This is a genomic window from Pseudomonas sp. CCC3.1, from assembly GCF_034347405.1.
Lineage (GTDB): Bacteria > Pseudomonadota > Gammaproteobacteria > Pseudomonadales > Pseudomonadaceae > Aquipseudomonas.
The window spans coordinates 3,043,522-3,067,434 of sequence record NZ_CP133778.1 but is presented as its reverse complement, the minus strand read 5'-3'; the positions used below and the strand labels follow the sequence as shown (position 1 = coordinate 3,067,434).

The window sequence follows — 23,913 nt, the reverse complement described above, 5'->3', positions numbered from 1 at the left end:
ACGGTTTCTGTTAAACCGCGCTGAAGCAATTGCTGGCAAACCAGGCTCCCACAGAGGAAAAGTTTAAGCCTGCCACGCCATCGGCGGTACGAAGCTTTCCAGTTCGTCTTCAACGGCCTGGATGATCCGTGCCACTTCGCCGGTACTCATGCTGGTTGCGCAGGGGATGCCTGCAATGGCAATCATGGTTTCGCCCGTGGCGCGGTCAAACAGCCGGGCCACCATGCTTTTGGGCGCATCCATGGTCGCTTCGAAGCCAATTGGGTGAAAGTGCCAGCGCATCAGTTGGCAGGCGTTGGGGAAGCTGAATTTATCGACGGTGCCTAGGGGTTTCATGAGAGCGATTCCTTTTGCTCTGGGGGGACGATAAGGAGTCAACCTTGTCGTGTGTGTTTGCGAGCCTTTCGTGTTTAACCTAGCACCCATGAGTGATGGCGGTAAGCCTTTTTTGCGTTTTGAGCATTTGATTGCAGCGGTTTTGATGCGAATCATGGAATGAATCGATTCAGTGTATGAATCAGCACGTTGGGCCTGTGCTTGAAGCCAGCCTTTAAACGCGACACTCTGTGTTTTTGCCAGTTGAGCGTTTTATGTCATTACCCGACGACGATGGCCCCGAGCAAACCCGCGCCACTGGCGAAACTGTCATGCGCTATCACTTGTGCTGGAAGCACAGGGATCTAGACGGGGTCATGGCGCTTTATCATCCCGGCGTGCGCTATCACGACTTCTTTCAAAACCGGGTCATGACCCTCGATGAGCTGCGCGAGTACGTGCAATTGTCGATGCCCAGAGCCCCGGATGAAGCCCTGGAACACAGTGACCGGATTCGTCTGGACGGCAACACGGCGTTTATTCAATACCGCATGACCTTGCGTGGTAGCCAGGGCTTGGTGTCGTTCCGTGCCAGTGAGGCCATTACCGTGCGCGACGGCTTGATCTGGCGGGTCAATGAATACGCCTCGCTGGTGCACGAGGCCGCTCCAAACAGCGACCAGCAACCTTCGCTGCGGCCTGCGGTCAGCCGCCTCGGGCTCTCGGCTCGGCAATTGAGTTTTATGGCGCAAGACCTGCAAAGCTACTTTCAACACCAGCAACCCTACCTTGACCCCAATCTGGACCTGCAACAGGTCGCCAACGCGTGTGGCTATACGCGCAATCAGATGTCGTATTTGCTCAATCAGGTATTGGGACAAAGCTTTTATCGCTATGTGAATCAGGCCCGGCTGCGGCATGTGCTGGCGGCGATGGATGCAGCGGTGACACCGATCAAAGTCGATGACGTGGCTTTTTCGGCGGGGTTCAATTCAATTTCGGCGTTTTACAGCTGTTTTCGCCAGCACACCGGCCAGTCACCCAAGGCTTACGCCAAACAAATTTCTTTGCGGGTACGCACGCAAGACGTTTCCTGAGGCCAGACGCTAGGATCGGCCCATTCTTGAACACAAGGTGGAGCCGGTAATGCCAGCATGGCGCGCGATCAGTTTATGGATGGACCAGCTTGAGGAGTCTCTGACGCCTCGGCCGTCGCTTGAGCACGACCTGGATGTCGACGTGCTGATCATTGGCGCTGGCTACACCGGGCTGTGGACTGCGTACTACCTTAAACGGCATGCGCCTGAGCTGAGCGTAGCTATTGTCGAGGCGCAGACTGCAGGTTTCGGTGCTTCGGGCCGCAACGGTGGCTGGCTGATGGGCAACCTGTTAGGCGAAGACCGTTTGCTCGCGGGTCTCTCTGCTGAGCAGCGTCGTGAGTCGTTCGATCTGTTGCACGGCATTCCCGATGAAGTGAAGCGCGTCATTGACCGCGAAGGCATCGACTGCGACTACCGCAAAGGTGGCGCCTTGTACTGTGCCGCGCGCTACCCCGAGCAAGAGGCCACGATGCGCAGCTATTTGGCCAAGCTGCATGCCCAAGGCTTGAATGACGCCGATTACCGCTGGCTGAGTCAGAGCGAGCTGGCGCAACAGATCCGGGTGGCCAAACCCTACGGCGGCATTTTCTCTGCGCATGTTGCGACCCTTCACCCGGCCAAGCTGGTGCGTGGATTGGCCCGCGCGGTTGAGCGCATGGGCGTGCAAATCTTTGAACAAAGCCCGGTCACCCAGTGGCAACCCGGTGGTGCCCGCACCACCAAGGCACAGGTGCGCAGCCGTTGGGTGGTACCGGCGGTGGAGGGTTATGCCAACACCCTGGCGCCGCTGGGGCGTTATCAGTTGCCGGTACAAAGTTTGATGGTGGCCACAGAGCCGTTGTCTGAGGCGTTGTGGGAGTCGATTGGCCTGTCGCAGGGCCAGGCTTTTAGCGAAAGCAGTCGCCAGGTCACCTATGGCCAGCGCACGGCCGATAACCGTCTGGTATTCGGCGCACGGGGTGGCTACCAGTTTGGTGGGCGCCTGCGCGAGAACTTCGACCTCACTGAGGGTGAAGTCGAGTTGCGTCGCTACCTGTTTGGCGAATTGTTCCCGCAATTGAAAAACGTCCAGATCAGCCATGCCTGGGGCGGCAACCTGGGCATGTCACGGCGTTTCCAGCCGCACATGCTCTGCGACCGCCAGCACGCTATTGCGCTGGCCGGGGGCTACGGGGGCGAGGGTGTTGGCGCCAGTCACTTGGGCGGCCGTACCTTGGCCGACCTGATTCTTGAGCGCGACACGCTGGAGGTAAAACAGCCGTGGGTGCTGACCAAGGGCGGACTGGACGCGCTCAAGGCCTGGGAGCCTGAGCCCTGCCGCTGGTTGGGTTACAACGCGATTATTCGCAGTTTTGTGTACGAAGACAAAACCCTGGCCAATCCCGACAGCCCGCCATGGCGTCGGCATTTTGCCAGTCGGGTGGCCGGTTTTATGGAAGGTTTTATGCAGTAACCCAATGTTGTCTTTATCAGGAAGTTTTCCATGAGCATCACGCATTTTAAAAACACCGCCCAAGTAACCTTGCAAGAGTCGTTTCCAGTCGCTGTACCGCTGGGCACACCTGTGGCGGTCACGTCGGTGACGTGCGTTGAACGCACCGACGGTGTCGAAACCGGCATTTGGGAATGCACGCCGGGTCGTTGGCGGCGGCAGATTGTGCAACAAGAGTTTTGTCACTTTATCCAGGGCCGCTGCACCTTCACTCCTGATGGTGGTGAAGCCATGACCATAGAAGCGGGCGATGCACTGATGTTGCCTGCCAACAGCACCGGTATCTGGGACATCCAGGAAACCGTGCGCAAGACGTATGTATTGATCTTTTGATCGCTTAAAGCTGCCGAGACCTGCCTATAAAAAAGCTGCCCAAAACATGCTAGGAATCGAATCATGAAGCGTATGACTACCCTGTTGCCCCTAATGCTTGTCGGTACGTTGTGTCAGGCCGCCGAGACGGTGAAGGTCTATAACTGGTCGGACTATATTGCGCCCGACACGATGAAGAATTTCCAACACGACACCGGCATCGGGTTTACCTATGACGTGTTTGACAGCAACGAGACGCTGGACGGCAAGTTGATGACCGGCAACTCCGGGTATGACGTGGTGTTTCCGTCTAACCACTTCATGGCGCGGCAGATTCAAGGCGGGGCATTGAAGAAGCTCGACAAGAGCCAGTTGCCCAACTGGAAAAACCTCAACCCGGTGCTGCTCAAGGCCCTGGAGGTCAACGACCCTGGCAACGAGCATGGGTTCCCGTATTTGTGGGGCAGCACCGGGATTGGCTACAACGTGGCCAAGGTCAAGGCAGTACTCGGTGATAACGCGCCGGTCGACTCCTGGGACCTGATCTTTAAGCCCGAGAATATGGAAAAACTCAGCAAGTGCGGCGTCGCCATTCTCGACAACGGCCCGGAAGTCTTGCCCGCGGCGCTGAATTATCTGGGTTTGCCGCACCACAGCAAAAACCCGGAAGACTACAAAAAAGCGGAAGCGTTGCTGCTTAAAGTCCGGCCTTACATCAGCTATTTCCATTCATCGAAATACACCAGTGACTTGGCCAACGGCAATATCTGCGTCGCGGTAGGGTTCTCGGGCGACATCCTGCAAGCCGCTACGCGGGCCAAGGAAGCCAACCACGGCATCGAGATCGGTTACTCGATCCCCAAAGAAGGCGCTGCCATCTGGTTTGACATGGTTGCCATGCCCGCCGATGCGCCTGACGAAAAAGCCGCCTACAGCTTCATGAACTATTTGCTGCGTCCAGACGTGATGGCCGGCATCAGCAACTACGTGCATTACGCCAATGGCAACCTGCAAGCAGATGCCTTGGTCAGCCCTGAAATCAAGGCTGATACCAAGGTTTATCCAACACCCGAAATGATGGGCAAACTGTTTGCACTTGAGGCCATGCCGCTGAACATCGACCGGGTGCGCACCCGCCTGTGGACCAAAATCAAGGCGGGCGAGTAATTGGCGTCCTGTAGGAGCGAGCTTGCTCGCGATCTTTTAAACGATCAAAAGATCGCGAGAAAAGCTCGCTGCTACACAGGTCGTTGGTCAGTTCACCAGGTTAGCCGGGCGTTTGCCCGACAGCGCAGCCAACAGGTTGTCCACGGCGCAACGGGCCATGGCTTCGCGGGTTTCAAAGGTGGCCGAGCCGATATGCGGTGTGGCCACTACGTTATCCAGTTGCGTCAGCGGCGAGTTCACATCCAGCGGCTCGCGCTCGAACACATCGAGCCCGGCGCCGCGAATCTGTCCTTGCTCCAAGGCCTTAATCAACGCGGCTTCGTCCACCACCTTGCCCCGTGAAATATTGATAAAAATGCTCTCAGGGCGCATCAGCGCAAATTGCTCTGCACCGATCAAGCCCTCTGTTTGCGCAGTCAAGGGCAGGGTCAGGCAGATAAAGTCAGCCTCTTTCAGCAGGTCGTTCAAGCTGCGGTAGTGCGCGTTGAAGCGCGCTTCGACCGCGGGCTTTGGCGAGTTGCTGTGGTAGATCACTGGCATCCCGAAACCAAAATGCCCGCGCTGGGCCAAGGCTTCGCCGATACGGCCCATGCCGATGATGCCCAGGGTTTTGCCATGCACGTCGGTGCCGAAATGCTCGGGGCCGATGTTTTTTTGCCATTGGCCATTACGTACTCGATTGGCTAACTCCACCACGCGTCGAGCGCTGGCCAGAATCAACGCAAACCCAGTATCTGCAGTGGTTTCAGTGAGCACGTCAGGGGTATTGGTGAGCATGATCTTGCGTTTGGTCAGGTAGTCGATGTCGTAGTTATCAACCCCCACCGATACGCTGGCCACCGCTTCCAGGTTGGGTGCCAGGTCCAGTAGCTGGGCATCCAGTTTCAGGCTCGCACCCAATAATCCCTGAGCCTGGGGCAGGGCGGCACGCAATTGCTCCAGCCCTTGTGCGTCCAGACGCTCGATCAGTGTGACGTGCGCGTGTTCTTCAAGGCGCTGCATCAGTGGGGCAGATAGTGCTTTGTACAGCACGACATGTTTTTTCAAGGGGATCACCGACGTTGAAATCAAGAATGAGCCAAGCGTTGTGGGGCGCTGGCTTTGGGGGTGACGGGGTCTTTGGCTGTGGGGGTAAGCATCAGGGTCAACAGCACCGAGATCAGCAACGCACCGCTCATCAACAGGTAGGAAGCCCCTGGCGAGCCGGTTTCGCTGTTCAGGTAACCCACTAGGTAGGAGCCGCCAAATGAGCCCAGCGCGCCCATGCTGTTAATCAGCGCCATGGCGCCACCCGCCACGTTGGCAGGCAGAATCTCTGGAATGATCGCGAAAAACGGGCCGTAAGGGGCGTACATGCAGGCACCGGCTATGACCAAAAGTGCGTAGGACCACCAGAAATGCTCAGCGCCCAGCGCGTAGGACCCATAGAACGCGATGGAGGCGATCAGCAGCGGTGGCCAGACGAAACGCTTACGCTTTTGCAGTTTGTCCGAGCCCCAGGACACCGCGAGCATCGCAATGACCGCTGCTAGATAGGGCAGAGCCGACAGCCAGCCGGCCTCGACCATGTCCATTTGCTGACCCTGTTTGAGAATCGACGGCAGCCACAGCACAAAGCCATACACCCCGATGCTCCAGCAGAAAAACTGCAAGGCCAGCAGGATGACTTTCGGCGAGCGGAAGGCTGCCGCGTAGTTTTTTACGGGCTTCATGCCGACCTGTTCGGCATCCAGCGCGCTTTGCAGGTCTTGTTTCTCTTGCTGGCTGAGCCATTTGGCGTCGCTTGGGCGGTCATCCGCCAGACGCCACCAGATAAACGCCCACACCACGGCAGGCAAGCCTTCGACAATAAACATCCAGCGCCAGCTGTAATGCTGAACGAGGTAGCCCGAGACCACCGACATCCAAAGCATGGTCACCGGGTTGCCGAGAATCAGGAAGGTGTTGGCGCGCGAGCGTTCGGCACGGGTGAACCAATGACACAGGTACACCAGCATGGCGGGCATGACGGCGGCTTCAACCACCCCGAGCATGAAGCGAATCACGATCAGGCTGTAGGCGTTGGACACCACGCCCGTGAGCGTGGCCAGGCCGCCCCAGAGGATCAGGCTGACAAAGATCAGCTTTTTAACGCTATTGCGTTGCGCGTAGACCGCCCCGGGGACCTGGAAGAAGAAATACCCGAGAAAGAACAGTGCGCCCAGCAATGACGACAAGCCTGGGGTGATGTTGAGGTCCTCTGCCATGCCTGAGGCCGCGGCAAATCCATAGTTGGCGCGGTCCAGGTAGGCCAGGCTGTAGGTGATAAAAACGATCGGCATGATGTACCACCACCGACGGGTGGCGAGTTTTAGCGCGTTCATGGTGTGGCTCCTGAGCTTGTTGTTTTTGTCGCAGCAGGTAACGGGTGAAGCAAAAAATCAGGCGGCAGCGGTGTGTTGGTTCAGTTCTGCGCGGGTTGGCAGGCCCTCCATATCGCCACGGCTTTGCACAGCGCGGCTGCCAATCCAGTTGCCGCGTTGAACGGCGTCGTTAAGGTCGAGCTTTTCCAGCAGGGCGCTGATCACGCCGACAGCAAAGCCATCACCCGCGCCGACGGTATCGACGACGTTGGCGACGGGGATGGCGGGTACCCATTGTTCTGTTTTTGCGGTGCGAAAGTAGGCGCCCTTGGCCCCCAGCTTGATAACCACCGCCTCAGCGCCTTGGTCGAGATAGAACGCAGCGATGTCGGCCGGGGCCTCGTAGCCGGTCAGCAACTGGCCTTCGCTCAACCCTGGCAAGACCCAGTGAGCGTGAGCGGCTAGGGCATTGATGTCGCGGATCATGTGCTGTTCGCTGGCCCACAGTGAAGGCCGCAGGTTTGGGTCGAATGACACGCTATTGCCCGCCGCGCGCATGGACTTCATCAGTTCAAACGACAGTTCGTTGCAACTGGCCGACAGCGCAGCCGGGATGCCTGTGGCGTGCAAATGGCGGGCGCTGAGCAATGGTTCGGTGATGGCAGAACAGTTCAGGTGGCTGGCGGCAGAACCTCGGCGGAAATACTCGACCTGTGGGTCGCTGCCGTCGTCCACGCGGGATTTAAGCTGAAAGCCGGTCGGATGCAGTGGGTCGATGTCGACGTGCTGGCAGTCCAGCCCTTGGGCTTGCAAAGCGGTGAGGATAAAGCGTCCGAGAGAGTCAGCGCCCACGCGGCTTAACCACTTCACGTTAAAGCCCAAGCGTGCCAGGCCAATGGCCACGTTGCTGTCAGCACCGGCAATGCGTTTATGAAACAGTTCGACCTGCGCCAGATCGCCGCTCTGCTCGGCGACCCACATGGCCATGGTTTCGCCAAACGACAACACATCCACGTTAGACATGGCTCAGCTCCTGCTGCGCGTGAGAGAGTCTGGCCAGCACCTGCACGTGTTGCCGGGTCAGCCAGGTCAGGTCGCTGCCTTGCATCGGGTATTCAACGGCGCGGGTCAAGCCATGCGGCATGTGGTTCATGAGGTCTGCCCACGCCTGCAAGTCCGTGGCCGTTGGCGGGGTGGCAATCAACTTGCCATCCGGGCGGCGGGCGACGCCTTTGCAGTGCAGATAGGTCACGTGGCGACCCAGCAGGCGGGCGGCGGTGCTGGCTGACTGGTCTTGCCACTGCCAGTTACCGATGTCGAACGTCATGCTGATGGGGGCTTGCTGCTGCTCGACCGCGTCGAAGAAACGCAGCATGGGTTCGATGCGCCCGCCCTGTGAGGTCTGATCGTTTTCCACCAACAGGCGCACCGGCTGTTGGTTAAGGCAGGCGCTAAGGTTTTGCAGGTCGCAGTGCTCGGTGAAATAGCCAAGCGAGACTTTCAGCCATTTGGCGCCAAAAGCATGAGCGCGCTGCAAGGTAGGAATCAGTTGCGGATTGGGCCGCGACTGTCCGGCTTCCCACAGTTCCAGAGGCGAAGAGAACACGCATTCCAGGCTGTGTTGCTGCACCGCCTGACTGAAACTGACCGGATCTTCTTCGGTCAGCAGTTCTTCGCGCAGTTCGATGCGTGTCGCCCCAGCCTTGGCCAGTAACTCAATGAAACTGCCTTGTCCGCGTTGGCGAACGAGGTCGGCGCCGTAGCTCGACAGGCTGATGGAAACGGGAAATGTGCTCATGGTCATTAATCTCTGAAACCGGTTTCATTTTTTGTTGTGAAATATAGAGCTGGTCACCGGGGAGCAGGTTGCCAGCCCTTAAAACGTCAAGTGGTAAGGCGCTGTGTCGAGCCGCGAATGATCAATTGGGCGCAATAATCCAGAGCCCGGACAGGTCCGGTATCGCCCTTCAGGCGTTTGAGCAGGCAGTCAAACGCGCTGGCGCCTATTTGCTGTGTCGGCTGGGCGAGGGCGGTGATGCCGCTGCCCACCAAGGGAAACCAGTCCAGATCATCGAGGGCAATCAGGCCGAGGTCTTCAAACAGGCGGCAGTTCAACTCGCGCAGCACGTGGGTACAGGCCAGGGCGGACACACCGTTTGAGCAAAAGACAGCTTTGGGGCCGGGGCCTGCTGCGTGCAGAAAAGACTGAATATCGGCGCGCAGGTGCGGGCCGGTAAACACAACAGCACCTTTTAGGGCGGGGTGTTGTGCCACATGCTGATTAAAACTGTGCATGCGCTCGCTGCGTGAGTGGGTGCCATCAATGGGCTCGCTCACCATCAGCAGGTCGCCATAACCTTGTTGTTGCAGATGCTCCAGCGCCATGCGCACCGCCCCGGCATTGTCGAGGCCGACCAGATCGATGTGCAGTTGCTCGACTTTGCGGTCGATGAGGACGATGGGCATTTCTTGATGCAGTTGTTGCAGCGCGTCGGGATGATGCCCAAGGGTGTTAAGAATCAGACCTTCGATGTTGTAAGCGCGCAAGGCAGCCAGGTGTTGGCGTTCTTGCTCATCATTGCGGTCGGTATTGCACACCACCAGGTTGTAGCCGTGCTGGCGGCAGGCGGTTTCAACGCCATGCATCACTGCTATCGAATAGGGGTTGCGAATGTCGGCCACCAGCATTCCGATCAGCCGCGTGCGTCCGCGCTTCAGGCCTCGGGCCATTTGATTGGGGCGATAACCCAGCTCGTTGATCGCCCGCTCGATACGCTCGGCAATGGCCTCTGAGAGCAAGGCGCGGTCTTCGCCAATAAAGCGCGACACGCTGGCTTTGGACACGCCGGCACGTTGGGCGACATCGAGCATGGTGACGCGGGTGCGTTGGGCTGCAGAAAAACTGTTCACGGCCTGAAACCTTTTATTGGAGTTATCACAGGCGGTTTCGCTGAAGAGCGATGAAACCGGTTTCAGGAAAACCCGAAAACCGGTTCTCGTCAAGTGCCGTGTGTAAATGCACGTTTAAAAATCAGCCTTGGCAACAATCAAATGGTGTAGACGCTGCCGAAGCTGCGATAGGGGCCGCAAGACCTTCGGTTAAGGCCTGCTTGGCGCCCCATCGCAGCTTGCGGCAACGATTACAGGTTTTTACACCTTGAATTGACGCAGCAAGCCATTGAGCTGAACGCTCAGATCTTTGAGATGAACGCTGGCAGCACTCGACTGTTCGGCAGCCTCGGCGGTGCTTTGTGAGAGCCCGGCGGCCTGAGTCACGTTTTGGTTGATGTCTTCCACGACATGGGCTTGCTGCAGGGTTGCACTGGCAATGGAGGCGTTGAGGCCATTCAGATTGTTCAGGGCCTGGCCAATGGTGGTCAGGCTCTGTCCGGCCTGGGTGGCTTGCTCGATAGTCAGTTGCGAAGCGTGGCTGCTGCTGGCGATCACAGTGACAGCGGCTTCGGAGTGTTTTTGCAGACTCTCGATCATGGTCTGGATCTCTGCCGTTGACCGTTGCGTGCGTTGGGCCAGCAATCGGACCTCATCGGCGACCACGGCAAAACCACGGCCTTGCTCGCCCGCCCGCGCAGCTTCTATCGCAGCGTTGAGGGCCAGCAGGTTGGTCTGTTCGGCAATTGAACGGATGACTTCCAGCACGCTGCTGATGCCACTGCTTTGGGTTGCCAGGGCGCGAATGACCTCGACCGCCTGATTGATGGTGCCCGATAGTTGGTCAATCTGTTGCAGGCTGTTGTCGATGTTTTGCTGGCCCAGTTCGGCTTGCGTCTGGGCACCACGCATCTCGCCTGCGGCGTGTTCAGCGTTTTTGGCCACTTCATGCACCGCGTAAGTGACTTCATTGATTGCCGTCGCCACCTGATCCATTTGCGAGGCTTGCTGCTGGCTGCGTTGCTGAGCGTCGGTGGCGCTGTTGCCCAGTGCCGTCGATGACTGTTCCAGTGCGGTCGCGGTGGACTGCAAGTGGCTGACCACCGTGCGCAGTTTGGCGGTAAAGGTGTTGAAGTGCTGCGCCAGTTCCGTGACTTCATCCCGACCATGGGTGTCGAGACTGCGCGTCAGATCGCTTTCGCCGCTGGCAATATTGGCCATGGCCTGCACTGCATCGCGTAACGGGCGGGCGATGCTGCGGGCAATCAGCATGACCAGAGCGGCCATGATGAGGGCAATTACCAGGCCCACCCAACTGGCTTGCCAGACTTGCGACTGGAACTCGGCTTGCATGTCATCGATGTAAACCCCGGAGCCGATGACCCAGCCCCACGGCTCGAACAACTGGACGTAGGAGGTCTTTTGCACCGGGGCATCAGCGCCCGGTTTTGGCCAACGGTAATTCATCATGCCCGCGCCTTTGCTTTTCGCCAGTGCGGCCATCTCGTTGAAAATCGCAAAACCGTCAGGATCTTTGATGGCGGACAAGTCTTTTCCGTCGAGCGCAGGGTTGGTCGGGTGCATGACCATGTAGGGACGCAAGTCATTGATCCAAAAGTAATCGCCGTGGTCATAGCGCAAGTTGCCGATCACCTTTAGCGCCTGCTGTTGCGCGGCTTCGCGGCTTAACGCGCCGGCTGTTTCAAGGCTGTGGTAATAGCCTAGAATGCCGCTTGCGGTTTGCACCACGTGCTGGGTTTTCTGCGCTTTTGCATCATACAAATCGTCATGTATCTGTTTTAGCATCAACAAACCCAACGCCAGCAGCATGGCCACGGCCACAATCAAGATCAGCCACAGACGTCGGCTGATGGACAACCTGCGTAAGGTATTCATACAACGGTCACTCCTTTGTTTTTCTTGTTGTCATCGCTGAGTACGACTACAGGGCGTAGTCATAGCAGCGAAAGTGGAACGTGTCTGATAGGATCTCGGCCGGAATTCAGAAAGCTGAATCTTTATTGATTTCCGACAGTTATTTCACATCACATTAGTGAGCATGACGCACCTGCGACCTACACTGCGGCAGCGGTTGCGCACACTCAAAATTAACGAATCAGTGCTGCAAGATGCAGCGCTTCAATGGGGGAATGATGGATCTTTGGACTGCCGCACAGGCGTTGATACTCGGCGTAGTTGAAGGCCTTACGGAATTCTTGCCGGTTTCAAGTACTGGCCACCAGATTATTGTGGCCGACTTGCTGAACTTTGGCGGCGAGCGCGCCATGGCGTTCAACATCATTATCCAGTTGGGTGCCATTTTGGCTGTTGTCTGGGAATTTCGCCGCAAGATCATCGATGTTGTCGTCGGTTTGCCTACGCAGCCCAGCGCTCGACGTTTTACCATCAACTTGATCATCGCGGTGATGCCCGCAGTGGTGTTGGGGGTGATTTTTGCCGACATGATCCACGAATACCTGTTCAACCCGATTACCGTGGCCACTGCGCTGGTCATCGGTGGTGTGATCATGTTGTGGGCTGAGCGTCGCCAGCATGTGATTCGTGCTGAAACCGTGGATGACATGACCTGGAAAGACGCCGTTAAAATCGGTTTTGCACAGTGTCTGGCAATGATTCCGGGCACTTCGCGTTCGGGCTCGACCATTATTGGCGGCCTGTTGTTTGGTTTGTCGCGCAAGGCGGCCACTGAGTTTTCATTCTTCCTGGCGATGCCAACCATGGTCGGCGCGGCGGTGTACTCAGGTTACAAATACCGTCACCTGTTCCAGCCTGACGATCTGCCGGTGTTCGCAATTGGTTTTGTGACGGCGTTCATCTTCGCCATGATTGCTGTGCGCGCGTTGCTGAAATTCATCTCCAACCACAGCTATGCGGCGTTCGCGTGGTATCGCATTGCGTTCGGTCTGTTGATTCTGGCGACCTGGAAGTTTGGCTGGATTGACTGGTCGGCTGCCGCGTGAAGAAAACGGCAAATGATCGGCGCGAGTCTGTCGGGATGCCGGGCCATGGCGCGCCGATCCGTGGCTTGAAATTCAAACTGCTGGTGCTGGCGCTGCTGTGCGCAATGCCGCTGGGTGGCTCATTGAGTGTGTGGTTCACGGGCATCACGCGGGTGCCCTTGCTGCTTTATGGGCTGGCCAGCACCGTGGCGTTTGGCATGTACTGGTACGACAAGCAACAGGCTAAAAATGGCCAGTGGCGCATCCCGGAGAAGGTTCTGCACGGGGTCGAGCTACTGGGCGGCTGGCCGGGGGCGCTGGTGGCGCAACAGGTGTTTCGCCACAAAACGCGCAAGGTGTCTTATCAAGTGTGGTTCTGGTTGATCGTTGCCGTGCATCAAGCGGTCTGGGTTGATGTGCTGTTCTTGAAGCTGACGTTTCTGAACCTGTAAGCGGACTGCGGAGGACGTCAGATCAACAAACCGATCTGACGTTTTTTCGGCAGTTTGCCGACCACCAACTGGTGGGAGCGACGCAACACGTCTTGCAGTTCCTCAGCGTCCATAGGGTAGGGCGCTTGCATATTGATCCAGTACGCTCGCGCCAGATAAGGCGATGGCCGTATGCCAGGACGGTCGATGTAACCCAAAAACAGCTCTTTTTCGACCTTGAAGGAGAGCCCGTTGCTGTTGAGGTTGAACAGGGCAAACATTTTGCTCTGATCGATATAAAACACCTCGACCCCGCCCCATTTCACATCCTCTTTCACGCCAGGCAGGCCGCGGCAAAACTCGGCGACATCGGCTTTGGTCATTATTTTTCGGGTATTCAACGTGCGAGTCATAGCGTTTTGTCTCCACAGCGCTCGAAAGCTGCGGCCAAATGATCGATCCAGGCACGCACGGCTGGCATGACGCCGCGACGGTGAGGGTAAACGGCGTGTAACCAGCCGCCGGGCAGTGACCATTTGGGCAGCAGTTGCACCAGTTGGCCATTTTCCAATTCCTGTTCGCAATACAGCATGGGCAGTACGGTAAAGCCAAGACCGGACAGGGTGCAGGCTTTGCGTACCACGAAGTCATCAATGCCCAATCGCGCTTCCAGCACCAGATCACAGGCTTTGCCCTGCTCATCGAGCATGCGCAGGTGCACCATGCGATCCGCCTCAACCGCCCCCAGAACCGGGACATTCTTAAGGTCGTCGGGGGTGTTGATCGTCCATTGCCGGGCAAACTCGGGGCTGGCGACCATTACGGTGACGGCCTGGCGTAATCGCCGGGTGACCAGCAGCGGGTCTTCATCCCCCAGTTCGCGTACGCGCATGGCCACATCAATGCCTTCGGTGACCAGGTCGACGCGTCGGTTAAGCAGGCTGACTTCCAACTGAACATGCGGGTAGGCACGCAGAAAAGAACTGATGACTTCGGGCATAAATTCATGAGCCAAGCCCACCGGGCATGACACTCGCAGGCGGCCTCGCGGTTCGCTGGACATACTGGCAACGGCCTCGTCGGCCATTTCGGCCTGGAGCAGCATGGCCTGGCAATGGCTCAAGTAGCGTTCGCCCACGGCGGTGAGTTTCAGCTGGCGCGTAGTGCGCTGTAACAGGCGGGCGCCCAGACGCTCTTCGAGCTCAGCCACTCTGCGCGACAAGCGTGACTTGGGGATGCCCAGAGCACGCCCGGCGGCGGCAAACCCACCGGCTTCGACCACTTTGGCGAAGTAGTACAGATCGTTAAGGTCCTGCATGGGTATTCTCACTGTCCTACTGATGGGACGAACTATCGCATACGGGCTAACTTATCGTCGATTGCTTTGATAGGTAGTATCGCCTTCACTTGATCGCCCAGTGGCGGTCTTCATTTGGAGATCAGCATGAAACTTTTGCATATCGATTCGAGCATCTTGGGCGACAACTCGGCTTCGCGTCAGTTGAGCGCTGAAGTCGTCAAGGCTTGGCAGGCGGCTGATCCAAGCATCGAAGTGAGCTATCGCGATCTGGCCAGCGAAGGCATTCAGCACTTCTCGGCGGCCACCCTGGTGGCGGCGGGTACACCGGCTGAACTGCGTGATGCGGCGCAAGCACTGGAAGCGCAGTTGAGTGCCGACACCTTGGCCCAGTTCCTGGCTGCCGACGCCCTTGTGATCGCAGCACCGATGTACAACTTCACTATTCCTACACAGCTGAAAGCCTGGATCGACCGTATTGCGGTCGCCGGTCAGACCTTCCGCTACACCGAAACCGGCCCTGTAGGCCTGTGCGGTAACAAGAAAGTCGTGGTGGTCTCGACCTCGGGTGGTCTTCATGCTGGCCAAGCGAGCGGCGTAGCGCACGAAGACTACTTGAAACTGCTGCTGGGCTTCTTGGGTATCACGGACATTGAATTTGTTCGCGCCGAAGGTCTGGGCTATGGCGAAGAAGTTCGCAGCAAAGCCCTGAGCGATGCACATCAACAGATTAAACAGGATCTGTTCAGCGCCGCGTAAGCCTTCACGCAACGCTACACCGACTAAACTCTGTATTCTGGACAGCGAAAGTGGCCAGAGTACGGAGTTTTTTGCATCTGGCCTTAAAGGTGCTGGCTTGGGTTATGCAGGGGAACTTCTGTCATTGCCTGCTGCAAGTTGCCCGCTCTTAAAGGTAAGCCATCATGATGCGTTTGTGCGCTGTTGTGTTTCTACTAATGGCAAGTTGCCCTGTGGTGGTGCAGGCCGAACCTGCCAATCAGTGGAGTGTGGGCTTTCATCGCCTGAGTTTTCTCGACCCGGTTGATGGGCAGCCGATGCACGCCATTGCCTTCTATCCCTCGACGGATGATGACGCGAGCAGCAAGATGGGCATCTATGACATTGATGCAACTGAAGACGCAAAAATCGCCATGGGTCATTACCCGATGCTGGTGCTGTCGCATGGCAATGTCGGCACGCCGCTGGCGTTGCACGATCTTATTACTGAGCTGGCGCGCAAAGGGTTTGTCGTCGTGGCGGTGCTGCACCCCGGCGATAACTTCAAAGATCACAGCCGTTCCGGGACGCTGAGCAACTTGTATGGTCGGCCTATGCAAATTTCGGCGGCCATCAGTGCCGTCCTTGGCGAAAACACCTTGTCCCCCTACGTGAATGCAGAGCAGGTCGGTGTCATCGGTTATTCGGCGGGGGGCGAAACGGCGCTGATTTTGGCGGGTGCCGAGCCCGATCTGGAGCGTCTGCGGCGTTACTGCCAGGAGCGCCCGGATGACCGCGATGCGTGTACCACTCAAGGTGAGCTGATTGCAGACCGTGATGACTTGCTGCCGACTGCTGACCCGCGCGTACAGGCGTTGCTGCTTATGGCACCGCTGAGCCTGATGTTCGGGCGGCAGACGTTGACGGATGTGCAGGTGCCGGTACTGCTGTACAGCGGTGATGGCGACAAAATCGTGTTCCCGGATAAAAATGCCGAAGCCTTGGCGCGCAAATTACCCGTCGCCCCTGAGTTCAATCTGATACCTGGCGCCGGGCATTTTGTGTTTATGGCGCCGTGCACCGATTCACAGTTGGCAGCCATGCCCGGATTGTGCACAGATGCGGAGGGGGTCGATCGCGAAGATATTCACCGTGATTTGATTTACGAAGCGGGGCGTTTTTTCAGCAAGGCACTCGAAAGCAATCCGCACACAGGGCTGCGCACGGTCAATCAATAATCTATTCGGGGTGTCGCCGTGACAGCCCGAGCGTCAACAGCAAGCCCAGTACGCAGAGCAGTGCGGCGCTGAAGAATATCCAGGGGTAACCCAGGTTCAAGGCGATGGCCCCCATGATGGGGCCCGCGATGGCCAGCGCCAGATCGAAAAACACCGCATAAGCACTCAGTCCGGCGCCTCGGCTGGACGTCGGCACCTGCTTGACTGCTTCCACGCCCAGAGCCGGGTACACCAGCGACAAGCCAAACCCTGTCAGTCCTGCACCTATCAAGGCGTAGGCCGTTGAGGGTGCAAGCCACAGCAACGTCAGGCCAACGGTTTCCATGGCCATGCAGGTCATGGCGACGGTGTAGCCGCCCAAGCGGTTGATGCTGTTGGTGAACACCAGGCGGGCGAGAATAAAGCAGACGCCAAACACGGACAGGCAATAGGCTGCGCCCGTCCAGCCGCGGTCAATGTAAAACAAGGTGATAAAGGTGGTCAGCGTGCCGTAGCCAATGGAGGCCAGCGTCAGGCTGACGCCGTAGGGCGCGATTAGGCCGAACACTGACCAAAAAGACAGGCGGACGCCGGTGATAACGGGAATCGATGTTTTTTTGCGGATGATCAACAACGCCAGCAGTGCCAGCACGAGCAGCGCAAAACCCAGGCTGATGAAGCCCAGTTTGTCGATCATCACAACACCCAAGGGGGCGCCAATGGCGATGGCGCCATAAGAGGCGATGCCGTTCCAGCCAATGGCTCTGGCCGTATGATGTGAGCCGACTTGCGCGATCCCCCAACTGATCGTCCCGACCCCGATCAGCCCTTGGGCAATACCCAGAAAAATGCGCCCGGTGATCAAAACCCCCAGACTCAGCAACGGCGAGCTTTGCAGCATCACGGCCAGCGCCGTGAGCGCGCCGCTGATGGCAATCCCGATCAAGCCATACACCACAGCTGGCTTGGTGCCGTGCTTGTCGACGATGCGCCCGGCAGAAGGGCGGCTGAGCAGGGTGGCGAGGTATTGCGAAGCGATCGTCAGACCCGCAACCACGGCGCTGAAGCCCAGTTGGTCATGGACATAGCCGGGCAAAACCGCGATAGGCAAACCAATGCAGATAAACGCAATAAAGGTATAAAACACGATCGACAGAATGTGCAGGGTAACCGACAGAGAACTCTCGTGAGGAGGGTGTTGCGCAGGCATGAGCAGCGGTTCCGGCTGGTGGTCGATGCCCGGCATGATGGCGCGACTGTGAAGTAAAAGAAAGCAGGCTAACGATATTGGCAGCAGGTGGAAAACTGGCACAAGGTTGAGGGCGTTTCAGGTGCCGATCAGCAGGCGTGGATCACCGCTTCATCACGATGTTCTATGTGATTGTGTTTGACGAATTTGGCCATGCTCAGTTGGAGCAATGCCGACCTCGACGGGCTGAAATCTTTTGCTCCAGCTGCATCTCGAACTGGACGCTAATGCCTGCTTTTCTTTCTGAGAGTTTGGTGGATAGCCAGCCTTCACCGTTCCGCCATCCTGGCACTACGGCTATCGAATTTATCATCGATAGATAGAGTTAGCTGATCAATATTTAGTGTTGTTTTCGATTACTTCCTATCAATAGCCTTGCCATACACTCGGTTGCGACAGCCGACAGATGATCGTGCATATCATCCGAAAGGCCCTGCTAACTGGGGAATCGCCGTAATGACATTCAAGGCCGTAGAGAACGTAATCGGACAGACCGTGCGCCGAGACATCAGCCGCATGGTGGAGTTTGCGAAAGGAAATCTCGAGCGAGCAGCTCAATCGATCATGGGGACGCCAAACGCGCACGTCGGAATCGTGACTGGTTTTTTTATCCGTAATGCTGTGCCTCCTTCACCTGAAACCGACGGCTTGGGTGGCATGGCACACCTTGCCGCTGGGTTGGCTCACGCGGGCGTTCCGGTGACGGTGATAACCGACGCTCCATGCAGCAAAGCGATTTGGGCAATTACCCACGAGCTACCGAAGGCCGTAGAGCTTGAAATCACATCGGTCAGCGATGTCTCGGTTCGCTCCTTGAGAGCGCGCCTTGCCACTCAAGTACGACCTATCACCCACCTTATTGCGATCGAGCGGGTGTCGCCTGGTAGCGATGGGAAACCGCATCGTGAGTACGGTGCGGACATGACATTGGACACCGCTCCATTGCATCTCCTGTTTGAAGACCCAGCTTGGCAGCGGCCGTGGGTCACCATTGGAATTGGTGATGGTGGAAACGAGATCGGGATGGGCGTACTACCCCCCGAAATCGTCCAGCGCGATATTCCGAATGGTGAGCTCATTGCTGCAAGCACTGGAGCTGACTATCTGATCGTTGCTGGTGTGTCGAACTGGGGCGGCTGGGGCTTGTTGCAGGCCTTGGCGATGGTGCGTCCTGACTTGGCAGATGCCTTGCTCCAAGACTTCGTTCCTGAGAAAGACCATGCATTTCTGCGAGCGGCGGTAGAAGTAGGGCAGGCCGTAGACGACAGTCGTCTTGATAAAGCGGCTACCCCAATGATGAGTGTTGATCGCTTGCCATGGGAAACCCACGCAGCGGTGTTGCGCGAATTGCGAGGTGTAACCGAAGCATTTCTAAACGAGCAGGCAGCCGATCGCTAACCCTTGCGATTGTGACCGTTCACTCATGTACGCATCAGGTACTCACCATGTTCAACACTCTAATTGATGCTCCAAAATTCAGCCCACAATGGGCAGTCACAATGCCGCCGGGGGTGCAAACGCCAGCTTTTGTCATCCACGAACAGGGGGTGGTGCAGAACCTGCGGGCCTGCGCCCAAGCGTGTGGTGGAGTAGATCGGCTGATGCCGCATGTGAAAACCCATCGTGCTGGATGGGTGGTGAAGCTATGCCTGAATGAAGGCGTGAAGGCATTCAAAGCCTCCACCGTCGCTGAAGTGGAGATGGTGCTCGCTAGCGGTGCACCCTATGTGGTTTGGGCATACCCAACCGTAAACAAGGCCAATATCAACGCTGTGATTCAGGCCGCAGCAAAATATCCGCAGGCTAGAGTCGGTGCTCTGGTTGACTCTGTTCATGGTGCGGCTATATGGCGAGAGGCGCTCGCACACGCCGACTCTGCTGCACCTAACCTCAAGCTGATCGTAGATCTTGATCCTGGCATGGGCCGCACTGGTGCTCCAATCAATCAAGTTGGGCTGGACTTGGCTCTCGAACTGCATGAGCTAGGCAGGATGTCGGGCTTCCATGTCTACGACGGGCACATTCAAGGCGATGACCTCCAGCTACGTACAAAGAGAATCGATCTAGTCATCGAACAGGTCGAGGATTTCTTGGCCCGAGCAGCCGAGGCGGGGTTGGCAACCGAACTTATTGCTGGAGGCAGCTACAGCTTCAACGTGTGGCCGGACTCGCTAGCACGTTACGTCGGGCCAGGTAGCTGGACGTACTCAAGCGATCAACATGATCTTGAACTCGGGCCTCTGGGGTGGGAACCAAGCGCTTATGTATTGGCCACGGTTATCGCCACAAAAGGCGATACCGCCACGCTGGACGCTGGCGCCAAGGCTATTTCGCCCGACAAACCTCTACCTCAGCGATTTCGCTGGCCCGCAAGGATACTGATGATGAGTGAGGAGCATGTGGTGGTTGAAAACACTGGCCTTATGGTGGGAGATCGAGTGCTGCTGATGCCGCGCCATGCATGCACGACGGCATACCTTTATGACACTGCGTTGGTGTTGACGACATCGGGCGAGTGGAGCCAGCGCGAACAATTGGGTAATCGTCGCTAACACGCGGCAAAGCCTCACGAGGAACTTGTTATGACACCCACTACTTCTCCACTGCTTCAGCCAATAAATGTTTCAAGCATCAGCGCTGGTGGCCATTATTCCAGCGCGATCGTGGCTGGCGGCTTTGTGTTCACTGCCGGGCAAACGCCACGCGATGCCAGTCGGCGCGTGATCGGAGACACTATCGAAGCTCAAACCGAGGCCACGCTGGATAACCTTGCAAAAGTGCTGGAAGAGGCGGGCACCTCATTGAGCAATGTCGTAAAGATCACAGTCTATCTGACGGATTTGACGCTTTTTCCTAGGTTTAACGCCGCCTACGGCTCTAGGTTTCTAGGCTTGAAGCCTGCGCGTACAACTGTTGAATGTGGACTTCAAGGTGTACTAATCGAAATCGACGCGGTGGCCTACGTTGGGACTGGCGACTAACCCTCATACATCGACCGAATTTAATGACTGTGAAAAGGCGGTCTGCACCGTACCCGACACGAGGCAAATTCAAAGGTAGAAAACATGACATTGATCGATAGCGACACCCACTCTATCCCGTTTGTGGATTGGCACAGTTTCTGGCGAACGTTCAAACATGGCACGGCTGTCGTCAACGGTACTCAACTTCACTATGTGGAAGGCGGCAGCGGAAAGCCAATCCTGTTGATCCCTGGATGGCCACAGAGCTGGTATGCCTGGCGCTATGTGATGCCGCGTCTGGTTGCTGAAGGTTATCGCGTTGTGGCGGTCGATCCGCGAGGTATGGGGGATTCGGATCATCCTCTGGAAGGCTACGATCTTACGACTCTTGCCTCGGATATGCATGGTCTGGTCGAAACATTGGGTTTGACTGCCGATGGGCCTATTCAAGTAGCTGGCCATGATATAGGCACGTGGATTGGCTACGCGTGGGCGGCTGATTGGCCGGATGATATCGCCAAGCTGGCGGTCATGGATGCTCTAGTCCCGGGGATCTCGTCGCCGCGAACAGATCTGGACGCAGAAGAAGCTAACTTGCGCAGTTGGCACTTCGGCTTCAATCGCCTCGACGACCTACCAGAAGTCTTGTTGCGCGGGCGGGAAGCTTTGTTTCTGACATGGCTGTTTCGGGCCAAGTCCATGCGGCCGTGGGCGATTGGTGCGCAGGCGATAGAAGAGTACGCGCGTCAGTTGGCTGCACCAGGTGCCATACGCGCTGTGACCGCCTATTACAAAACGGTCTTCGAGCCCGAGGGGTTGGAGAAAAACCGTCAACGTGCGAAAACCCCTCTCACCATCCCGGTGTTGGCATTGGGGGGAGAGCGTGGCTACGGCCCTCATCTGGTGAGTGCCATGCGCGCAGTCGCGAACAATGTGACGGGAGGAGCTGTACCTGGAGCGGGTCATTACCTACCCGAGGAAGCCCCTGATCAAATCAGTGATGAGTTGATTCGCTTTTTTGCTGACTGAATATCTCTTTAAAAAGCTATCACCGCAGTAGTTTAAAAATAATAAGGACTCCTTGATTTGGCCAACCGCCCAATGGATGGCCAATCAACAAATTTGACCTTATCGACTGCCCTTTAAAACTACAATTCTATATATGGGAGCTAGATAAAATGATCGACCAAGGCATCGTTTCGCCCTCAGAAATCTCGACCGAACCTCGTGATCGTGTTTATAGAAGAGTTGCACTGAACGTAGTGCCATTTTTGATGCTTTGCTATGTTGCCGCGTACTTGGATCGCATCAATGTGGGATTCGCTAAGCTGTCCATGCTTGATGACTTGGGCTTCAGCAATGCCATATACGGACTCGGAGCTGGGTTGTTCTTTGTTGGCTATCTAATATTCGAGGTTCCTAGCAATTTGTACATGCTTAAAGTAGGGGCTCGTAGAACAATCTCCCGCATTATGGTGCTGTGGGCGGTCATCTCAGCCTGCTTTGTATTTGTCCAAACACCTACTCAGTTCTACATCGCACGCTTCTTATTAGGTGCTGCCGAAGCCGGTTTTTATCCAGGCGTCATGCTGTATCTGAGCTTGTGGTTTCCAGGTACGCACCGAGGTCGAATCATTGCGCTTTTCGCTAGCGCGATTCCATTATCCGGACTGATCGGCGCGCCATTGTCGGGAGCTATCTTATCCGCAACCCATGGCGCATATGGCTTGTCCGGGTGGCAATGGATGTTCCTGCTGGAGGCATTGCCTTCGCTCGTGTTGGGTCTGCTGTGCTTGAAGCTGCTAGTAGACAAGCCGCAAGACGCCACTTGGCTATCGGCGTCAGATAAAGCGCTGGTAATCAGTGATCTGAAGCAAGAGTGCGCAGCAAACAGTGATGACGCCACTGCTCATTCGCTGGGTGCCACTTTAGGAGATAAGCGTATCTGGTGGATGGTTGCCATCTGCTTTTGTCAAGCTGTCTGCACCTATGGAATATCATTCTGGCTACCCACTTTGGTACAGCAGCTTCATGTAGGTGATGCATCGATGGTGGGTTATGTGACGGCCATTCCGTTCCTTGCAGCAATCATTGTTATGAACCTGACAGGCCGCAGCTCGGACAAGCGGCGTGAGCGCCGCTGGCACCTTGCCGTGCCGTTCATGTGCGTTGGCACCGGGCTGACTGCAAGCACCTTATTCGGCACATCCATTGGTATGTCGTTACTGTGCCTGTCATTAGCCGCTGCTGGAGCGTACACCACAACGGCCATTCTTTTTTCCATCCCTGGGCTGTTTCTAACCGGCGTCGGTATGGCGGCCGGTATTGCCATGATCAACTCGCTTGGCGGGGTGGGGGGCTTTATCAGCCCTTATATCGTTGGGCTTGTTAAAGATGTCACGGGTAGTACGGATTATGGTGTCTATCTAATTTCCGGTATTGCGCTGATAGGTGCTTTGTTCACACTGATGTTGCCAAAAAGTCTTGTAAATAGATAACAGGTTTATTGTTGTCGGTAGGAAAGTCTGATTTGCGAACAATATTTAAGCGTTCTTTTTTGTATAACGTGCAGGCCAACCCGTCTGCGCGAATTTAGTAATTGGATAGTATTGCAAGGTGCACTTTCATGGAAAATCTACGACCTAAAGAAATAGAGATGTTGACCCAAGTGTCTACGGCGACTTACACCACTGTTTTGCTCAAGATGGGCTTGCGCAATGTTTGGATTCGCCATGCCAAGCCACTCGTATCAGACTGCCGGCGCATCGCCGGGCGTGCCTTCACGGTGCGTTTCGTTCCTGCGCGCGAAGATCTGGCGACTCCAGCTTCGTGGGCTTCGCCAATCTCCAGCAGAGGCGCAATCGAGCAAATGCCCAGCGGCTGTATCGCTGTAGTTGACGCTATGGGAGTGACAGATGCTGGCGTGTGGGGCGACATCCTTTGCGAGCGTATGGTTTATCGCGGTGTAGCAGGCATGGTGACAGATGGGGCAGTTCGCGACCTCGCCGGCGTTCAGGGCACGGGCTTGCCAATATGGGCAGCCGGTACAGCTGCTTCGCCCTCAGTTGCTAGCCTCACCTTCGCTGATTGGCAGCTGCCGGTGGCTTGTGGTGGTGTAGCCGTGATCCCGGGAGACGTTATCGTCGCAGATATGGATGGCGCGGTGGTTATACCGGCAGCTCTGCTCGATGAGGTGCTTGAGTTAGGCCTAGAACAAGAGCGGCTGGAAGGTTGGATGATGCAAGAGGTGGGACGGGGTGTTGCACTCCCAGGGCTCTATCCTCCGAACGAGGCAACCCGTGAGCGCTACGAAGCATTCAAGGCTTGGCAGTAACGCTTGGAAGATCGTTGCTGCATGATTAATCCTGCGCTGGCCTTTTGATCAAGGTCAGCGCTTTTTCCGTTTCAATCCGGCATGCGAGCACGAACTTGCGTACGGCGAGCCCACCTCCTGTTCGTCGG

24 protein-coding genes are annotated in these 23,913 nt (G+C 56.7%); 14 read left to right on the top strand and 10 right to left on the bottom strand.

From position 1 onward, the window contains the following. Positions 1–63: 63 nt before the first annotated feature. Complete coding sequence (locus tag RHM56_RS13485) at positions 64–336, bottom strand: DUF1652 domain-containing protein (protein ID WP_322232844.1); 273 nt, start codon at positions 334–336, stop codon at positions 64–66. A 254-nt stretch (positions 337–590) separates the two neighbouring features. Here RHM56_RS13485 and RHM56_RS13480 point away from each other — a divergent pair, with 254 nt between their 5' ends. From RHM56_RS13480 to RHM56_RS13465, 4 genes are all read left to right on the top strand, one after another. Beyond that, entirely contained in the window at positions 591–1,412 is an 822-nt protein-coding gene (locus tag RHM56_RS13480) for a helix-turn-helix domain-containing protein (protein ID WP_322232842.1), read from the top strand. A 49-nt stretch (positions 1,413–1,461) separates the two neighbouring features. Further along, on the top strand, positions 1,462–2,868 hold the full coding sequence (locus RHM56_RS13475; RefSeq protein ID WP_322232840.1) for an FAD-dependent oxidoreductase: 1,407 nt from the start codon (positions 1,462–1,464) through the stop codon (positions 2,866–2,868). A gap of 30 nt (positions 2,869–2,898) precedes the next feature. Beyond that, entirely contained in the window at positions 2,899–3,240 is a 342-nt protein-coding gene (locus tag RHM56_RS13470) for a cupin domain-containing protein (protein WP_322232838.1), read from the top strand. A 63-nt stretch (positions 3,241–3,303) separates the two neighbouring features. After that, positions 3,304–4,386: a polyamine ABC transporter substrate-binding protein gene (locus RHM56_RS13465; protein WP_416194853.1), complete on the top strand. Its 1,083-nt coding sequence runs from the start codon at positions 3,304–3,306 to the stop codon at positions 4,384–4,386. 87 nt (positions 4,387–4,473) lie between these two features. Here RHM56_RS13465 and RHM56_RS13460 read toward each other — a convergent pair whose 3' ends face one another. From RHM56_RS13460 to RHM56_RS13435, 6 genes are all read right to left on the bottom strand, one after another. Beyond that, complete coding sequence (locus RHM56_RS13460; RefSeq protein WP_322232836.1) at positions 4,474–5,433, bottom strand: D-glycerate dehydrogenase; 960 nt, start codon at positions 5,431–5,433, stop codon at positions 4,474–4,476. A 20-nt stretch (positions 5,434–5,453) separates the two neighbouring features. Next, a complete protein-coding gene (locus tag RHM56_RS13455; protein WP_322232834.1) occupies positions 5,454–6,749 on the bottom strand; it encodes an MFS transporter in 1,296 nt (431 codons plus the stop codon). Positions 6,750–6,806: 57 nt separating this feature from the next. Continuing rightward, the gene (locus RHM56_RS13450; protein WP_322232832.1) at positions 6,807–7,751 is read right to left on the bottom strand and encodes a sugar kinase; all 945 of its coding nucleotides are present in this window, start codon (positions 7,749–7,751) and stop codon (positions 6,807–6,809) included. Further along, on the bottom strand, positions 7,744–8,526 hold the full coding sequence (locus RHM56_RS13445; protein WP_322232830.1) for a sugar phosphate isomerase/epimerase family protein: 783 nt from the start codon (positions 8,524–8,526) through the stop codon (positions 7,744–7,746). Before RHM56_RS13445 ends, RHM56_RS13450 begins: the two co-directional genes overlap by 8 nt. A gap of 86 nt (positions 8,527–8,612) precedes the next feature. After that, positions 8,613–9,638, bottom strand: a complete 1,026-nt coding sequence (locus RHM56_RS13440; protein WP_322232827.1) for a LacI family DNA-binding transcriptional regulator — start codon at positions 9,636–9,638, stop codon at positions 8,613–8,615. Positions 9,639–9,878: 240 nt separating this feature from the next. Further along, complete coding sequence (locus RHM56_RS13435) at positions 9,879–11,513, bottom strand: methyl-accepting chemotaxis protein (RefSeq protein WP_322232825.1); 1,635 nt, start codon at positions 11,511–11,513, stop codon at positions 9,879–9,881. 257 nt (positions 11,514–11,770) lie between these two features. Between RHM56_RS13435 and RHM56_RS13430 the strand changes: the two genes are divergently transcribed. Together RHM56_RS13430 and RHM56_RS13425 are read left to right on the top strand one after the other, a co-directional pair. After that, positions 11,771–12,598 carry an undecaprenyl-diphosphate phosphatase gene (locus RHM56_RS13430; protein WP_322232823.1) on the top strand — a complete coding sequence of 276 codons (828 nt, stop codon included), beginning with the start codon at positions 11,771–11,773 and terminating at the stop codon, positions 12,596–12,598. A gap of 35 nt (positions 12,599–12,633) precedes the next feature. Continuing rightward, on the top strand, positions 12,634–13,029 hold the full coding sequence (locus RHM56_RS13425) for a DUF1294 domain-containing protein (RefSeq protein WP_322241774.1): 396 nt from the start codon (positions 12,634–12,636) through the stop codon (positions 13,027–13,029). 17 nt (positions 13,030–13,046) lie between these two features. Here RHM56_RS13425 and RHM56_RS13420 read toward each other — a convergent pair whose 3' ends face one another. Continuing rightward, complete coding sequence (locus RHM56_RS13420) at positions 13,047–13,391, bottom strand: MmcQ/YjbR family DNA-binding protein (RefSeq protein ID WP_322241772.1); 345 nt, start codon at positions 13,389–13,391, stop codon at positions 13,047–13,049. 26 nt (positions 13,392–13,417) lie between these two features. After that, entirely contained in the window at positions 13,418–14,326 is a 909-nt protein-coding gene (locus tag RHM56_RS13415) for a LysR substrate-binding domain-containing protein (protein ID WP_322232821.1), read from the bottom strand. A 126-nt stretch (positions 14,327–14,452) separates the two neighbouring features. On the opposite strand from RHM56_RS13415, the gene RHM56_RS13410 reads away from it, so the two are divergent. Continuing rightward, entirely contained in the window at positions 14,453–15,064 is a 612-nt protein-coding gene (locus RHM56_RS13410; protein WP_322232819.1) for an FMN-dependent NADH-azoreductase, read from the top strand. 164 nt (positions 15,065–15,228) lie between these two features. Beyond that, a complete protein-coding gene (locus RHM56_RS13405) occupies positions 15,229–16,260 on the top strand; it encodes a dienelactone hydrolase (protein WP_322232817.1) in 1,032 nt (343 codons plus the stop codon). Position 16,261: 1 nt separating this feature from the next. Here RHM56_RS13405 and RHM56_RS13400 read toward each other — a convergent pair whose 3' ends face one another. Next, positions 16,262–17,449 carry an MFS transporter gene (locus RHM56_RS13400; protein ID WP_322232816.1) on the bottom strand — a complete coding sequence of 396 codons (1,188 nt, stop codon included), beginning with the start codon at positions 17,447–17,449 and terminating at the stop codon, positions 16,262–16,264. A gap of 495 nt (positions 17,450–17,944) precedes the next feature. Here RHM56_RS13400 and RHM56_RS13395 point away from each other — a divergent pair, with 495 nt between their 5' ends. From RHM56_RS13395 to RHM56_RS13370, 6 genes are all read left to right on the top strand, one after another. Further along, positions 17,945–18,886, top strand: coding sequence for a glutamate cyclase domain-containing protein (locus RHM56_RS13395; protein ID WP_322232814.1), 942 nt, complete (start codon positions 17,945–17,947; stop codon positions 18,884–18,886). A 47-nt stretch (positions 18,887–18,933) separates the two neighbouring features. Then, the gene (locus tag RHM56_RS13390) at positions 18,934–20,040 is read left to right on the top strand and encodes an alanine racemase (protein WP_322232811.1); all 1,107 of its coding nucleotides are present in this window, start codon (positions 18,934–18,936) and stop codon (positions 20,038–20,040) included. Between the two features lie 30 nt (positions 20,041–20,070). Beyond that, positions 20,071–20,469 (top strand): RidA family protein, encoded by a 399-nt coding sequence (locus RHM56_RS13385; RefSeq protein ID WP_322232809.1) that lies wholly within the window; start codon positions 20,071–20,073, stop codon positions 20,467–20,469. Between the two features lie 84 nt (positions 20,470–20,553). After that, on the top strand, positions 20,554–21,480 hold the full coding sequence (locus tag RHM56_RS13380; RefSeq protein ID WP_322232807.1) for an alpha/beta hydrolase: 927 nt from the start codon (positions 20,554–20,556) through the stop codon (positions 21,478–21,480). Between the two features lie 149 nt (positions 21,481–21,629). Next, positions 21,630–22,949, top strand: coding sequence for an MFS transporter (locus RHM56_RS13375; RefSeq protein WP_322232805.1), 1,320 nt, complete (start codon positions 21,630–21,632; stop codon positions 22,947–22,949). A gap of 128 nt (positions 22,950–23,077) precedes the next feature. After that, a complete protein-coding gene (locus RHM56_RS13370) occupies positions 23,078–23,785 on the top strand; it encodes a ribonuclease activity regulator RraA (protein WP_322232803.1) in 708 nt (235 codons plus the stop codon). Positions 23,786–23,913 lie beyond the last annotated feature (128 nt).